Raw genomic sequence first — 14170 nt, 5'->3', positions numbered from 1 at the left:
CGCCGGCTAACCATACGGCTTCAGGAGACGGTCAAGGTTCCGCGATTAACCTCAATGCGGGCCGACGAATTCGGCTCGCGAGGAGTGCGGTTTGTTGTCGAGTTTCGCCAAGCGTTTTTCGCCTCTCGAGGAGCCCGCCGCCGACGGCGCCGAGGCGCCGCGCCGTCAGCTGAAGGTGCTGCACGTGGACGACGAGGCGATGAACCTGGTGGTGGTCAAGGAGATCATGTCCGCCTTCGGCCATTCGGCCGAGCAGGCCTGGAGCGGCGCCGAGGCGCTCGAGCGGCTGGCCAAGCGGACCTACGACATCGTGCTGATGGACATTCACATGCCCCAGATGGGCGGCGTCGAGACCGTCGCCCGCCTGCGCGCCATGGACGGCCCCAACCAGGAGGCGCCGGTCATCGCGCTGACCGCCGACGCGGTCTCGCGCAGCCTGCCGGACTACCTCTCCCTCGGCTTCGCCGATTTCGTGACCAAGCCGATCCTCGTCTCGCGTCTGATGGGCGCGGTGAACCGGGCGGTGATGCTGGACGCGGCCCGGCTGTTCCACGGCGGCGTGGCGGTGGGGTTCTAAGCTCCGCTCATTCCCGCGAAGGGGGACCCGCGACATCCCACCCCGGCGACCCAGCCCGTTGCGGCGGGTTCGAACTCGTCAGGATGGGTGGCCGGCATGAAGCCGGCCATGACGGAAGAGGTAGGGCGCGTCGGCCCTACGCGCTCAACACCGGCGGCTTGAAGATCCCGGCCGGCGAGCCGGTGAAGATCTCGATTCCGTCCTCGGTGATCCCGATGGAGTGTTCGCACTGGGCGGAGAGGGACTTGTCCCGCGTCACCGCGGTCCAGCCGTCGGCGAGCAGCTTCACCGGGTGCTTGCCGAGGTTCACCATCGGCTCGATGGTGAAGAACATCCCGGGCTTCAGGAGCTCGCCCGTGCCCGGCTGGCCGAAGTGCAGGATGTTGGGCGCATCGTGGAACACCTTGCCCAGGCCGTGGCCGCAGAAATCGCGCACCACCGAGCAGCGCATGGATTCCACATAGGTCTGGATCGCGTGGCCGATGTCGCCGGTGCGCGCACCGGGCCTGGCGGCCGCCAGGCCCCGGTCCAGCGCCTCGTAGGTCACGTCGATCAGCCGCTTGGCCCGCGGCGAGACCTCGCCGACGCCGTACATCCGCGAGGTGTCGCCGTGCCAGCCGTCGACGATGACGGTGACGTCGATGTTGACGATGTCGCCCTCGCGCAGCGGCCGGTCCGAGGGGATGCCGTGGCAGACCACATGGTTGGGCGAAATGCACACCGTGTGGCCGTAGCCGCGGTAGAACAGGCAGGCGGGCAGGGCGCCCTGGTCCAGCACGAATTCGCGCGCCAGCCGGTCCAACTCGGCGGTGACCGCGCCCGGCTTCACGTACGGCGTCAGCATGTCGAGGCATTCGGCGGCGATGCGGCCGGCGCGGCGCATGCCTTCGAACCCTGCGGACCCGTGGATCTTGGGCTGGCCGGTGCGGCTCTCGACCTCAAGGACGCCGGTATCGTTCATGGGGCTACTCCGCGGCCTCCTGGGCCGGCGCGCCCGCCCACGGGCGGCGGCGCGCGATCTTGATGGCTGTCGTGCCTATGTCGCAATCGTAGCACAGAACCTCAACCCCCGCCCGGGCCGCATCCGTCAGCCCCGCCGCGTATTTCGCATCGAGGTCGGCGCAGGCCGCGAACGCGTCGCAGTCCGTCCTCTGAATGACGAACAGCATCACCGCCCGGTTCCCGCGCGCGACCTCCGCCTCCAGCTCTTTCAGGTGCTTCAGCGAGCGGGCCGCCACGCAGTCGGGGAACTCGGCCAGCGCGCCCGAGCGGCGCAGGTGGACGTTCTTCACCTCCAGGAAGCAGGGCGGGCGCCCGTCGCTCTCAAGCAGGAAGTCGACCCGGCTGGCCTCGCCGTACTTCACCTCCCGCCGGATCCGCTCGTAGCCCGCGACCTCGGCGATCGTCCCGTCCGCCAGCGCCTCCGCCACCAGCCGGTTGGGGTGCATGGTGTTGATCCCGACGATCCCGCCGTCGACCTCCACCAGCTCCAGCGTGTGCGCCAGCTTGCGCTTCGGACCATCCGAGCGCGACAGCCACACCGGCAGCCCAGGCGCATTCAGCCCCAGCATCGCCCCGGGATTCGGGCAGTGGGCGGTGATCGCCGTCCCGTCCTCCAGCACCACGTCGGCGAAGAAGCGCTTGTAGCGCTGGACGAGGCGGCCGCGGACGAGCGGTTGCGGAAACTCCATGGGCGGGGGTAGTCCGAGAGGTAAGGGTCATCCGATTTAGGCGAGGGAGGCGGCGATGGGGAGTCCGGGCGGGGGCGGGGCGAGCGCGGCGGTGCTGATCATCGGGGACGAGATCCTCTCCGGCCGCACCCAGGACACCAACCTGCGCGACATCGCCCGCTTCCTCGGCGCGCATGGGGTGGACCTCCTGGAGGCCCGCACGGTGCCGGACGTGCTGGAGGAGATCGTGGCGGCGCTGAACGCGCTTCGCGAACGCTACGACTACGTCATCACCACCGGCGGCATTGGGCCGACGCACGACGACATCACCGCCGATGCGGTCGCCGCCGCCTTCGCGGTGGAGCTCTACGAGCACCCGGAGATCATCGGCATGATGGAGGCCCGCTGGGGGCCGGACAACGTCACCGGCGCGCGACGGCGGATGGCCCGGGTGCCGGTCGGGGGCGAACTGGTGAAGAACCCGGTGCAGGGCCCGCCCGGCTTCACCATCGGCAACGTCTTCGTCCTGGCCGGCGTGCCGCAGATCATGCGGGGCATGCTGGAGGACGTGGGCCCCAGGCTGAAGGGCGGGGCGGTGGTCGTCTCGCGCACGGTACGTGTGGAAGGCCAGGGCGAGGGGGTGATCGCCGAGCCGCTGGAGCGCATCGCCAAGGGCCACCCGGCGATGAGCCTGGGCAGCTATCCGTTCTATGGGGAAGGCGGGTTCGGCTCGAACCTGGTGCTGCGCGGGCGCGATCCGGACGAGCTCGAGGCGGCGGTGGGCGAGCTGATCGAGGCGCTGAAGGGCGCCGGCGTCACCCGCCTGGCCGAGGTGGCGAGCGCCTGAGCGCCCTGTCGGCTCCCTGACCCAAAGGGAACGTCATTTGAGCGTCGCCGTTGTGTAGCTGCACAGAGGAGAGACTTCCCCATGGCTACCGAACGAGTGACCGATCGAACCGACGGCCTCACCAGCGAGCGCACCGTCGAGCGCACCGAAGGCGGCGGCACCACCTACGTCGAACGCCGCGGCTCCGGCGTCGGCGGCGTGATCATCGGCATCGCCGTCCTGGCGCTGGTCGCGATCATCGCCTTCTTCCTGCTGAACATGAATCGCCAAGAGGCGCTCGAGACCCAGGCGGTCACCGGCGCGGCTTCCAGCGTGGCCGAAAGCGTCGGCGGCGCCGCCGAGAGCGTCGGCAGTGCGGCCGAGAGCGCCGCCGAGTCCGTGAACCCGGCTCAGTAATCGTTGTGGATCGGCGGCCCCGGGGGCGGGGCCGCACGTCCTTTCGCGCCCTCGACGCCTCGGCTTCGGAGGCGTAAGGCCAGTTCGCCGGGGACATGGCGGAACTGGTAGACGCAAGCGACTTAAAATCGCTCGGGCTTCGCCCGTCCGGGTTCGATTCCCGGTGTCCCCACCACCCAGACCTCACACCTTGCAGACCGAGGCGCCGCCGTCGGCGAACATCGCCGAGCCGGTGATGAAGCTCGAGAGGTCGGACGCCAGAAAGAGCGCCGCCTGGGCGATCTCCTCTGGCTCGGCCTGGCGCTTCAGCGCATGCAGTGAGCGCACCAGCGCCTGGGCCTCGGGCGTGTCCGCGACGCTGCGTCCCATCGGCGTATCGACGCCGCCGGAGAGCAGGGCGTTGGCGCGAACGCCTTGCGGCCCGTACTCGACGGCGATGGCCCGGGCCAGGCCCACCAGACCTGCCTTGGCGGCGGCGTAGGGGCCAAGTCCGGGGAACGCGTTGGCGTGGCCGACGAAGCTGGACGTGAAGATGATCGAGCCGCCGCCGCGGGCCAGCATGGCCGGGATCTGCCGCCGCGCGCCGAGGAAGGCGCCGGTCAGGTTGACGTCGATGACCTGCCGCCAGGCGGCCTCGTCGACGTCGGCGAGCGGCCCCGGGACGCCGACATCCCCAGCGTTGTTCAGAGCCGCGTCGAGGCCGCCGAAGCGTTGGAGCGCTGTCTCCACCAGGGCGTCGGCGACTTCCGGCTCGCGGACGTCGCCGGCGACGGTGGCCACGGTCTCGCCGGTCCGGTCGATCTCCGCCGCCGTCTGCTCTAGCCGCTCGCCCCGGCGGGCGTTGAGCACCAGCCGGGCGCCTTCCTGCGCGAACAGGACAGCGGCCGCCCGGCCGATGCCGGAACTCGCGCCGGTGATGATCGCCACCTTGCCTGTAAGCTGTCCCATGTCGTCTCTCCTCCAACTGAAGAGCCGAAACTGCTCTCGGCGAAGGGCGTGGACACTCCGGCTCTTGCGGTCGAATCCGCGGGCGCGGCGCCCGAGGCGCTTCCGTCCGCCTAATGAATAGTTAAGCTTTGTCCTGGCGCGGGTGGGGGAATCCGGTCACCTGAGCGTGCGGGATCAAAATCTCGCTCATCTGCGTTTCTGTTGCGGTGGCTTAGCTGTCCGTCAGCGAGCCGGGGAGGCGCGTGGCATGACAGGAACTTGGCTCAACGCCGAGATCTCGCGGTGTTAAGGGCGATCGCCCTTCATGCACCCTGCGCCGTTTTGAGCGGCGCCCGGTTTGCAGCCAGAGCTCCACAGTTTAAGGAACCCGTCACAAAAGGCCGAGCGGCGAACCAGCACCGGGGCTTTAGAGTTCTGGGCGCCTGCCAACGGCGAAGGAGTGCTTGATGACCGTATCCCGCGTCCCGGCCGGCCTTGAGCCTGCCCCCACCCGGCATGCCAAGCTGGTCGAATGGGTGAGGCAGATCGCCGAACTCACCAAGCCCGACCGGGTGCGCTGGTGCGACGGCTCAGACGAAGAGTGGAACGAGCTCACCGCCGAACTGGTCCAATCCGGGACGCTGAAACCGCTCAATCCCGAAAAGCGACCCAACTCCTTCTACGCCGCCTCGGATCCGCGCGACGTCGCGCGCGTCGAGAGCCGCACCTTCATCTGCTCCGAGAAGCCGGAAGACGCCGGCCCGACCAACAACTGGCTCGATCCCACCGAGATGCGGGCCGACCTGAAGAGCCTGTTCGACGGCTGCATGAAGGGGCGGACCATGTATGTGGTCCCCTTCTGCATGGGCCCGCTAGGCTCGAAGATCTCCGCCCTGGGCGTCGAGATCACCGACAGCGCCTACGTCGCCGTCTCGATGAAGATCATGACCCGGATGGGCAAAGCGGCGCTCGAGGAGCTCGGCGAGGACGGCTTCTTCGTGCCCGCGGTTCACTCTGTCGGCGCGCCGCTCGAGCCCGGCCAGCAGGACGTCGCCTGGCCGTGCAACGAGATCAAGTACATCGTCCACTTCCCGGAGAGCCGGGAGATCTGGAGCTACGGCTCCGGCTACGGCGGCAACGCCCTCCTGGGCAAGAAGTGCTTCGCCCTGCGCATCGCCTCGGTGATGGCCAGGGACGAGGGCTGGCTCGCCGAGCACATGCTGATCCTCAAGCTGACGTCGCCTGAAGGAAAGAGCCACTATGTGGCCGCCGCCTTCCCCAGCGCCTGCGGCAAGACCAACATGGCCATGCTGCAGCCGACGCTGCCCGGCTGGAAGGCCGAGACGATCGGCGACGATATCTGCTGGATGCGGTTCGGCCCGGACGGGCGGCTCTACGCCATCAACCCCGAGGCCGGCTTCTTCGGCGTGGCTCCCGGCACGGGCGAGGACACCAACAAGAACGCCGTCGCCGCCCTGCACGGCAATTGCATCTTCACCAACGTCGCCCTGACCGACGACGGCGACGTCTGGTGGGAGGGCCTCACCAAGCAACCGCCGGCCCACCTGACCGACTGGCGCGGCCGCGACTGGACGCCGGACTCCAAGGAGCCCGCCGCCCACCCGAACGCCCGCTTCACGGTGCCCGCCGAGCAGTGCCCGGTGGTGGCGGCCGAGTGGGAGGACCCCGCCGGTGTGCCGATCTCGGCCATCCTCTTCGGCGGCCGCCGGGCCAGCGCCGTGCCGCTGGTCACCGAGGCCTTCGACTGGGCCCACGGCGTGTTCATGGCCTCCAACGTGGCGTCGGAAGGGACCGCGGCGGCCGAGAACAAGATCGGCGAGCTGCGCCGGGACCCGTTCGCCATGTTGCCGTTCTGCGGCTACAACATGGGCGACTACTTCGGCCACTGGCTGAAGCTGGGCGAGCAGGCCGACGCCGCCAAGCTGCCCCGCATCTACTTCGTCAACTGGTTCCGCAAGGACGAGAACGGCAAGTTCGTCTGGCCGGGCTTCGGCGACAACGTGCGGGTCCTGAAGTGGATCGTCGGCCGCCTGGAGGGCAAGGCCGAGGCGGTGGAGACGCCGATCGGGCGCCTGCCGACCGCGGAGGCGCTGGACCTGTCGGGCCTCAACCTGACCCCCGCCCAGCTGAAGCTGCTGCTTAGCGTCGATCCGGAGGTGTGGCTGGAGGAGGCCGCGCTGATCCCGCCGGCCTACGAGAAGTTCGGCGACCGGCTGCCCAAGGCCCTTTGGGCCGAATACGAGAAGCTGGTCGCGCGCCTGCAGAAGGTGGCCCACCCGGTGACTGTCGCGGCGGAGTAGGCGCCAGGCTCCTCTGAGCCAAGCCCAAGCATCTGGTGGGGCCGAAGCGCCGCTGCGCCCCTCTCTCAATCCTCTCCCCCCGCACTGCGTGTCGGGGGAGAGGAGGCTTAGGCACGCGGTTTCCTCTCCGCCGAGGCGATGCCCGAGGGAGAGGACTAAGGAGAGGGGCGGCGCGGCCTCTCCGCCCCTGATGAGGTGGGGCGAGATTGAAGAGAGGCTCGGCCCCTAGCGGCCCCAGCGGCCGAACAGCGCCTTGACGGAGCGGGGGCCCTGCCAGCGCTCATCGGAGGGCTCGGCGATTTCCGCATCGCGCGCCCGGCGGCGCCGCTCGTCGCCGGCCCTGGACTTCGCCTTGGCCGAGGCGTGCCGCGGCGTGTGGTATGCGGGGAAGACCTCGGCGATCGTCCGGGTCTCGGGCAGCACGTAGAACACGCCGCCCTGGCCGGAGAAGGTCGGGCGCACGACCTGCTTGTAGAAGGCCGGGGCCACGTTGATGCAGCCGTATGTGATGCGGTTGTCGTCGATCTCGGGCGAGCGCAGCCGCTGCATGCGCCGCTCCTTCGGATTCGAGGTCACCACCGGGTGCAGCGAGACCGCGGTGGCGTAGTCCACCCACAGCACCTTCTTGCGGCCCACCGCGGGGCCGTAGGCGGCCATGAACCGGCCGGCCGGGGTGGTGCGCTCCTCTGGGGCGATGTCGCGCAGCTCGCGATCGCCGATGCCGGGGACCGAGTCGTCGCCGAACGCGGCGCCGATGAGCGCGGTGGTCGAGCCGATCAGCTCGCCCTCGGGCGCGTAGATGATGACCTCGGCCGTCGCCTTGTCGACGATGGCGAACGGCAGGCCGCGGTTGTCGCCGGAGGCGCGGATCCAGGCCGCCAGGTCCGCCGCGGCGGCGGAGCTGGGCGCGGTCGCCTCGGCCTCTTCCTTGATCTTGTCTGCTGCGGCCGCCAGTGACGGCGCCGCTGCCCCAATAATGCCCAGCCAGAACGCTGCGGCCGCCAGCCCGATCCTCATAGAAGTCGCCCTACGCCGTCACAACTCGAACCATGGCCAAGGCGGGCCGGGGGAATCAGAGACGCCCGCCGGCCCGGCTTGGCCTTACCTTCTATGTTGAAGGTGTCAGTTCCTGGGCGTCCTCATACGCGCTTGTTCGAGCTGGTCCACCCGGCCCGTCAGCTGATCGATGCGCTGGTTGGCCGACTGAGCGTCGGTCGCGGCCTGCTGAGCGGCAGCGGCGGCGGCGTCGGCCCGGCGCCCGGCGTCCTGCGCCCGGGCGTCCACCGCATCGATGCGACCGTTCACCGCGACGATCTGCTCGTCCACGTATTCGCGGGTGGCGCAGGCGCTGAGACTCAGCCCGCCCAAAGCCAGAACCATAGCGAGGCGGACGCTCGCAGTGCGATTAGTCGGCATTTCCAACATCCTCTTCAGTTTGGGCACGGAAGATCTCCCAGCCAGTCCCGCGTCGACGCCGCGGTGAACGCAGTTTCGAGTTCGCCAGGTCTGCGGCAGGCGGTTGGGCCGCCGCCGCGTAAGCTGGGCTGGATCGACAACGCTCCCGGTTACGGCATGTTCCGTGTTGAGTTACCTGGCCGACATAAATGTGGCGGGCGGCGCCTGGCGCGTATTGCAGCGCCCGGATTGGGCAGGTCCGACGACGGAATAGCTGTAGCCAACGCGCCTCTATCGGGCGCCGGCTTTGCGGCGGCCGGGCGCCTCAGCGCCCGGCGACGACCCGCAGGTTCGGCGGCCCGCCGGCCTTCTCCCCACGGATCTGCGAGACCAGGTCGAACAAGGCTCGGCGGACCGCGTCCACGTCGCCCCGCTCGGCCAGCGACTCCAGCTCCTCGAGGTGGCCGCGGGTGATCCGCAGGGCCGAACTGGAGATCACCTCCATGACTTTCGGCGCGCAGGGGATCGACCGCTCGGTCTCGTCCAGCAAGGCCTCCGTCAGCTTCTCGCCGGGCCGCAGGCCGGTGATCTCGATCTCGATGTCGCGGCCGGGCACGCGGCCGGACAGGGCGATCATCTGGCGGGCCAGGTCCATGATCCGCACCGGCTCGCCCATCTCCAGCAGGAACAGGCGCGCGTGGGCGGCGTCGCCGTCCGCCGAGGCGGCGGTGGCGTGCAGCACCAGCTGCGAGGCCTCCGGGATGGTCATGAAGAAGCGGGTCATGTCCTGGTGGGTGACGGTGACCGGCCCGCCGCGCTCGATCTGCGACTTGAAGATCGGCACCACCGAGCCGGCCGAGCCCAGCACGTTGCCGAACCGCACGGCGGCGAACCGGGTGCCGTCGTCGCCCTGCTGGGCCTGGATCACCGCCTCGGCCAGCCGCTTAGTGGCCCCCATAACATTGGTCGGGTCGACGGCCTTGTCGGTGGAGATCAGCACCATCTGGGCCGCGCCGCAGGCACGCGCCGCCTCGGCGACGTTCCAGGTGCCGATGACGTTGGTCAGCACGCCTTCGCAGGGATGCCGCTCGACCATGGAGACATGCTTCAGCGCCGCGGCGTGGAAGACGATGTCCGGCTTCTCGGACATGAACGTGTCGGCGATCCGCGGGGCGTTGCGCACGTCGCACAGCACTGCGTTGCGCGACAGCGCCGGATAGGTCTCCCGCAGCTCCCGGTCGATCTCGAACAGGGCGGTCTCGGAAACGTCCAGCAGGGTGATGTGGGCGCAGCCGAAGGAGGAGACCTGCCGGCACAGTTCGCCGCCGATCGAGCCGCCGGCGCCGGTGATCAGCACCCGCCGGCCGCGGATCAGGTTGGCGATGGTGCGGCGGTCGAGCTCGATGGGGTCGCGGGCCAGCAGCTCCTCGACGCTGATCTCGCGCATGGGGACCAGGGTCGCCCCGTCGTGCTGGCGCAGCTCGACGATGCCGGGCAGGCGCAGCAGGCGGATGCCGTCGCTCTTCAGCCGGCCCACCTGGTCGGCGGTCAGGCCCTTGAGCCGCGCCGGCTCGTCCAGGAACAGCACGGCGCGGGGATAGCGGTTCCAGCGGCGCAGGTCGGCGAGGGCGGCGTCGAGGTTCTGCAGGCTCTCGATAATGCAGACCCCGCGCACCTGCTGGCCAACGTCGCGCGGGTCGGGGCCGACGATGCCGACGGGGGCGTAGCCGCTGTCATGGCTGCGGGCGGTGTGGCGCAGGTAGGTCTCGGCCAGGGCCGGCGGACCGATCAGCAGCAGCGAGGGCCCGCGCGGCGTCCGGTCGGTGATGGTCCGTAGAGGCGTGAGGATGTCCAGCGCCCGCTCGTGCAGGGCCCGCCGGGCGATCCGCACCGCGACCGCGCCGAACATCTGGAAGGCGGCGGCCAGCGCCAGCGCCGAGCGGGGCAGGGTGCTGGCCCGGTCGAGCACCCAGACGGCGAGGAGGAAGACGCCGGCGGTGAGCAGGGCCGTGCGGGCCAGCACCAGGGCGTCGGGGATCGAGGCGTAGCGCCAGGGCGACAGCTCACGGCGGAACATGACCGTGAAGGCGCCAGCAATGGCCGAATAGAGCAGGGTGTACTGGGCGACGATCAGGGTGGGCTCGCCCACCAGCCCCAGGTTCGACCAGCGGCCCACGGCGATGGTGTAGGCGACCAGGAAGGCGGCGGCGGCGATGGCGACGTCGGCGAGGATGGTCTGCACACGGAAGGCCATTCGAGGCATGAGTCGCTCCGCTGCTTTTCCGGACCTTAGTCGCGGCTCCGCAATCATCAAAATCGTCTGTGGGGTCTTCGTCGGCAGAGGCGGCGAAGGCCCGGCGTCGAGGCGCCAAGAGAGACCGACGGACCTTAGAGACGGGGGCCGTGCTGGCAAGAGAAAAGCCGCCGCGCAACGCGCGACGGCTTTCCGAAGTCATTGAACTGTGACGCGATTACAGCGTCAGCTTGAGGCTCGCGACGACGCGTTCCTCGGAGATGTCGCCGAACGGCGCTTCGTCGGTGTCCCAGTAGCGGATGTCCAGGCCGACGTTCTCGGTGATGGCGTAGCCCAGGCCGACGTTCCAGGTTGTGTAGTCGACGTCGCCGACGAAGTCCTCTTCGATGTCCTGGTGGCCGATGGCGGCCGACAGGGTGGCCTTGTCGGACAGCGGGATGGCGGCGTTGACCTCGTAGTAGAGGCCCTCGTCGAATGCCGAACCGGTGAAGTCGGGCGAATAGAACAGCGCCGCGCCGAGGGTGGCGGGGCCGGCCGGGATCGAGCCCGCGGCCTTGAATTCCCAGTAGTTGTAGTCGGCGCCCGACGGCTCGTCGACGTAGGCGTAGTAGATGACCCCGAAGTCCAGCGCCACCGGGCCCGCGGTCGGGCGCACGCCGGCGTAGAAGTCGACCTCGGCGTCGGTGGAGTCGAGGAAGTCGACGTTGGAGGCCCAAACGCCGGCGTACAGGATGCCGGAGGTCACGTCGGCGCCGCCGAAGACCTGCACGCCTTCATCGGTCTGGCTGATGCCGCGGAACACGTAGTCGCTGGCCACGCCGACGTTGAACGACACGTCGACGGCGGCGTCTTCCTGGGCCAAGGCCGAGCCGCCCATGGCGAGGCTGGCCGCTGCGCCCAGCAGCGCAAACTTCAAAGCTTTCATCGATATCCCCTTCTCTCCGGGGCCGGTTTGACTCCGGCCATCACGCCCTGCATCGCCTTTGGGAGCCGCCATCACAAACGGGCGGGGGCGACGCAGGCCTGCCAAGCTAGGGGATGACTAGTTAATGGGCGTCAACGTCCGCCGGCGCCTGGTAAACCGGCGCCAGTGGTGTGGTTTTCGCGCCACTCCACCGTAGCTCCAGGGAATCAACGCATCGACATCGGCGCATAGTTCAGGTGGCTGCCGGCGTCGATCAGCAGCGTCTCGCCGGTGACGTGCCGGGAGTGGGGCGAGGCGAAGAAGCACGCGGAGACGGCGATGTCTTCGGCGCTGGAGGCGACCTTCAGCGGAGTGGCGGCGGCGGAGCGCTCGCGCATCTGCTGCACCCGCTCGGCCGGCAGAGCCTTGCCGAACCACGGCGTGTCGATGAAGCCAGGGCAGATCGCGTTGACGCGGATCTTCGGCGCGAGCGCCCGGGCCAGCGACAGCGTCATGGTGTTGAGCGCGCCCTTGGAGGCGGCGTAGGGCACCGACGAGCCGATCCCGACCACGCCAGCGATGGAGGCGGTGTTGACCACCGCGGCCGGCTGCGGCGCGGCCTCCAGCAGCGCGCGGCAGGCCCGCACCATCTGGAAGGCGCCGACCACGTTCACCGAATAGAGCCGCAGGAAGTCGTCGGCCGACACCGCGTCCATGTCGCCGTGGGCGGCGAAGGTGGTCGTACCGGCGTTGTTGAACAGCGCGTCGATGCGCCCATAGGGGACGGCGGCCTCTGCGATCCTGCGGCAGTCGGCGTCGGCGGCGACGTCGCCCTGGACCAGCACCGCCTCGACGCCATGATCCCGGACCAGGCGGGCCGTCTCCTAGGCCTCCTCGGCGCTGCGGGCGTAGTTGATCACCACGGCGCGGGCCCCGCGAGAGGCGGTCTCCACCGCGATCGCACGGCCCAGGCCCGTCGAGGCCCCCGTCACCACCACCACGTAACCGTCGAAGTCGTTGCCGGCCATGCGTTTAGTCCTCCCAGGCTCTGTTGCTTGCAGTTGGTGATAGCGGCTGGTTTCGCGGCTGTCTCGGTTGCGCGCGCGGGGCCGCGCGCGTAAAGCGCGGGCCATGGAGACAATGGGCCTTTCGCAGCTCGGCCAAGACGTGCGGGGCTTTTCCAGTCCGGAAGAGGCGGTGCTGGAAAAGGCCCCAAATCCGCAGAAGGGGGTGGTCTATCTGGCCCGCTTCACCGCGCCGGAGTTCACCTCGCTGTGCCCGGTGACCGGCCACCCCGACTTCGCCCACCTGGTGATCGACTACGCGCCGGGCGACTGGCTGGTGGAGTCCAAATCGCTGAAGCTCTACCTCGGCTCGTTCCGCAACCATGGCGCCTTCCACGAGGACTGCACCGTGGGCATCGGTCGGCGGATCGTCGAGACGGTCCAGCCGCTGTGGCTGCGGATCGGCGGCTACTGGTATCCGCGCGGCGGCATTCCCATCGACGTCTTCTGGCAGAGCGGACCGCCGCCCGAGGGGCTGTGGATCCCCGACCAGGGCGTCCCGCCTTACCGCGGTCGAGGCTAAAGGTTAACGCCTGCGCGCCTTCTGTTAGGAATTGCGCGGCGAGAGGCTGGCGGTTCTTGCGCGATTGGCCTATAAGTCGTCTGCCCAACTCTCCTCGGGCGTGTCACCTCAGGCCGGGCGGTGCGGAAGCGCCGTCCGGCCGTCGGTTTTTCGGCAGGTCCGCGATCGCGCCGATCAGGTGATAGAACGAGCTGGCCGGCGCCGGCTCATCGACGAAATCCCCGCCTGCAGACATGTGTTCGCGCCACAGCCCCGGCGTCGCCGCCTCCAGGAAGCGCCGAACCGCGAGCGCCGCCGCCGACTGCTCAGCCGACCCCCCGAAGATCACCGCGGCCCGCAGCCATTCGGTCTGGCCCCACAGCCGGGCGCGCGGCTCGAGCACCGAGAAATCGTCCCGAAGGGCCTCGACCGCCACACCGCGCCGCGCGTCCACGCCCCGCAGCCCGGCGGCGTAGAGCCGTTCTGCGGCGGCCCTCGCCTCCGGTCGGCCGGTGAGCGCGCTCCAGCGGTCCAGCAGATAGGCCCACTCGAATTGATGGCCTGGCTCGACCCGCCGGCCCGCCTCACCCGGGGCGGGCCGCCAGTCGGCGGCGAACATCTCGCGCAGGAAACCGCCGTCCGGGTCGATGAACCGGGTCAGCGCCAGCTCCCCGATTTCGTCCGCCAGCGCCCGCCAGGCCGGGCCGCCGCCCGCCTCGATCCAGGCGAGGGCGGCCTCGAAGAGGTGCATCTGGGCGTTGGCCTGGAACGGGTGGGCGTATGTCTCCCGGAAACCGTCGTGCGTATGGCGCAGTTGGTCCAGCGCCGCGAGCAGGTCCATGGCCGCGCCGGGCAGGTCGCGGCGGCCGGGATCTACCTGATGCGATGCGGCCATCGCCAGCAGCGCAAAGGCCTGTTCGTACAGCCGGGGCGTGTCGTCCAACACTTCGCCGCCGGCCGCCATGATCGCGCGGTAGAGCCCGTCGGGGCGGCGGTAGTGGTCCAGCAGGCAGCCGAGGCCGTGCCGTGCCGCCTCGCGCCACGGACCGTCCCAGCCCAGCCGGCCGGCCGTGGCATAGACGAAGGCCTGCCGCGCCTGCACCCGGGCCCGCCTGGGCTCGCGCGGCGACAGGTCATGGCCGAGAGCGTCGAACCAGCCGCCTCGCTGATGGTCGGCGCCGGCCCGCCACCATAGGGGCAGGGCGGTCTCACGCAGCCAGCGGTCCAGCCAGTCGGCGTGGTCGCCGAAGCCGTCGGTCACGGGCGCCAGACGCTCGTCAGGGCCGCCGGATCGGCCCGCTCCCGCTCCAGCG

At 69.8% G+C, this 14170-nt stretch carries 13 protein-coding genes, 1 tRNA gene and 1 pseudogene; 6 read left to right on the top strand and 9 right to left on the bottom strand.

Features of this window, described 5'->3' with window-relative positions; genetic code table 11:
• Window positions 1-94: 94 nt before the first annotated feature.
• Window positions 95-577 (top strand): response regulator, encoded by a 483-nt coding sequence (locus VHK87_RS03865; protein WP_329633579.1) that lies wholly within the window; start codon window positions 95-97, stop codon window positions 575-577.
• Between the two features lie 136 nt (window positions 578-713).
• Here the strand turns inward: VHK87_RS03865 and map are convergent, their stop codons facing one another.
• On the bottom strand, window positions 714-1538 hold the full coding sequence (map, locus tag VHK87_RS03860) for a type I methionyl aminopeptidase (RefSeq protein ID WP_329633578.1): 825 nt from the start codon (window positions 1536-1538) through the stop codon (window positions 714-716).
• Window positions 1539-1542: 4 nt separating this feature from the next.
• Window positions 1543-2268: a DNA/RNA nuclease SfsA gene (gene sfsA, locus VHK87_RS03855; RefSeq protein WP_329633577.1), complete on the bottom strand. Its 726-nt coding sequence runs from the start codon at window positions 2266-2268 to the stop codon at window positions 1543-1545.
• Between the two features lie 55 nt (window positions 2269-2323).
• Here sfsA and VHK87_RS03850 point away from each other — a divergent pair, with 55 nt between their 5' ends.
• The 3 genes from VHK87_RS03850 to VHK87_RS03840 all read left to right on the top strand — a co-directional run bounded on the left by VHK87_RS03850 (window position 2324) and on the right by VHK87_RS03840 (window position 3665).
• Window positions 2324-3094, top strand: coding sequence for a competence/damage-inducible protein A (locus VHK87_RS03850; protein WP_329633576.1), 771 nt, complete (start codon window positions 2324-2326; stop codon window positions 3092-3094).
• 81 nt (window positions 3095-3175) lie between these two features.
• Window positions 3176-3490: a hypothetical protein gene (locus VHK87_RS03845; protein ID WP_329633575.1), complete on the top strand. Its 315-nt coding sequence runs from the start codon at window positions 3176-3178 to the stop codon at window positions 3488-3490.
• 89 nt (window positions 3491-3579) lie between these two features.
• Window positions 3580-3665 (top strand) — tRNA-Leu (locus tag VHK87_RS03840).
• Between the two features lie 8 nt (window positions 3666-3673).
• On the opposite strand, the gene VHK87_RS03835 is transcribed toward VHK87_RS03840, so the two are convergent.
• Window positions 3674-4438, bottom strand: coding sequence for an SDR family oxidoreductase (locus tag VHK87_RS03835; RefSeq protein WP_329633574.1), 765 nt, complete (start codon window positions 4436-4438; stop codon window positions 3674-3676).
• Window positions 4439-4884: 446 nt separating this feature from the next.
• Here VHK87_RS03835 and VHK87_RS03830 point away from each other — a divergent pair, with 446 nt between their 5' ends.
• Window positions 4885-6738 carry a phosphoenolpyruvate carboxykinase (GTP) gene (locus tag VHK87_RS03830; RefSeq protein ID WP_329633573.1) on the top strand — a complete coding sequence of 618 codons (1854 nt, stop codon included), beginning with the start codon at window positions 4885-4887 and terminating at the stop codon, window positions 6736-6738.
• Window positions 6739-6963: 225 nt separating this feature from the next.
• Here VHK87_RS03830 and VHK87_RS03825 read toward each other — a convergent pair whose 3' ends face one another.
• The 5 genes and pseudogenes from VHK87_RS03825 to VHK87_RS03805 form a co-directional block, all read right to left on the bottom strand.
• Window positions 6964-7755 (bottom strand): L,D-transpeptidase, encoded by a 792-nt coding sequence (locus tag VHK87_RS03825; RefSeq protein ID WP_329633572.1) that lies wholly within the window; start codon window positions 7753-7755, stop codon window positions 6964-6966.
• 105 nt (window positions 7756-7860) lie between these two features.
• Window positions 7861-8106: a hypothetical protein gene (locus VHK87_RS03820; protein WP_329633571.1), complete on the bottom strand. Its 246-nt coding sequence runs from the start codon at window positions 8104-8106 to the stop codon at window positions 7861-7863.
• A 352-nt stretch (window positions 8107-8458) separates the two neighbouring features.
• A complete protein-coding gene (locus VHK87_RS03815) occupies window positions 8459-10396 on the bottom strand; it encodes a nucleoside-diphosphate sugar epimerase/dehydratase (protein WP_329633570.1) in 1938 nt (645 codons plus the stop codon).
• A gap of 208 nt (window positions 10397-10604) precedes the next feature.
• Window positions 10605-11312 carry a TorF family putative porin gene (locus VHK87_RS03810; RefSeq protein ID WP_329633569.1) on the bottom strand — a complete coding sequence of 236 codons (708 nt, stop codon included), beginning with the start codon at window positions 11310-11312 and terminating at the stop codon, window positions 10605-10607.
• A 206-nt stretch (window positions 11313-11518) separates the two neighbouring features.
• Window positions 11519-12319 (bottom strand): annotated as a pseudogene (locus tag VHK87_RS03805) (SDR family NAD(P)-dependent oxidoreductase).
• Window positions 12320-12422: 103 nt separating this feature from the next.
• Here VHK87_RS03805 and queF point away from each other — a divergent pair.
• Entirely contained in the window at window positions 12423-12878 is a 456-nt protein-coding gene (gene queF, locus VHK87_RS03800) for a preQ(1) synthase (protein ID WP_329633568.1), read from the top strand.
• A 103-nt stretch (window positions 12879-12981) separates the two neighbouring features.
• On the opposite strand, the gene VHK87_RS03795 is transcribed toward queF, so the two are convergent.
• Window positions 12982-14170 (bottom strand): AGE family epimerase/isomerase (locus VHK87_RS03795; protein WP_329633567.1); only part of this gene is annotated, 1189 nt, incomplete at its 5' end.

The organism is Phenylobacterium sp., assembly GCF_036263695.1.
Classification (GTDB): domain Bacteria; phylum Pseudomonadota; class Alphaproteobacteria; order Caulobacterales; family Caulobacteraceae; genus Phenylobacterium.
This window is presented reverse-complemented; position numbering and strand designations above follow the sequence as displayed.

What these genes read in the sequence shown, in the direction of transcription:
- sfsA (WP_329633577.1), bottom strand. Translation starts at nt 2,268, where the DNA reads ATGGAGTTTCCGCAACCGCTCGTCCGCGGCCGCCTCGTCCAGCGCTAC.
- VHK87_RS03830 (WP_329633573.1), top strand. Translation starts at nt 4,885, where the DNA reads ATGACCGTATCCCGCGTCCCGGCCGGCCTTGAGCCTGCCCCCACCCGG.
- VHK87_RS03845 (WP_329633575.1), top strand. Translation starts at nt 3,176, where the DNA reads ATGGCTACCGAACGAGTGACCGATCGAACCGACGGCCTCACCAGCGAG.
- VHK87_RS03810 (WP_329633569.1), bottom strand. Translation starts at nt 11,312, where the DNA reads ATGAAAGCTTTGAAGTTTGCGCTGCTGGGCGCAGCGGCCAGCCTCGCC.
- map (WP_329633578.1), bottom strand. Translation starts at nt 1,538, where the DNA reads ATGAACGATACCGGCGTCCTTGAGGTCGAGAGCCGCACCGGCCAGCCC.
- VHK87_RS03815 (WP_329633570.1), bottom strand. Translation starts at nt 10,396, where the DNA reads ATGCCTCGAATGGCCTTCCGTGTGCAGACCATCCTCGCCGACGTCGCC.
- VHK87_RS03825 (WP_329633572.1), bottom strand. Translation starts at nt 7,755, where the DNA reads ATGAGGATCGGGCTGGCGGCCGCAGCGTTCTGGCTGGGCATTATTGGG.
- VHK87_RS03835 (WP_329633574.1), bottom strand. Translation starts at nt 4,438, where the DNA reads ATGGGACAGCTTACAGGCAAGGTGGCGATCATCACCGGCGCGAGTTCC.
- queF (WP_329633568.1), top strand. Translation starts at nt 12,423, where the DNA reads ATGGAGACAATGGGCCTTTCGCAGCTCGGCCAAGACGTGCGGGGCTTT.
- VHK87_RS03850 (WP_329633576.1), top strand. Translation starts at nt 2,324, where the DNA reads ATGGGGAGTCCGGGCGGGGGCGGGGCGAGCGCGGCGGTGCTGATCATC.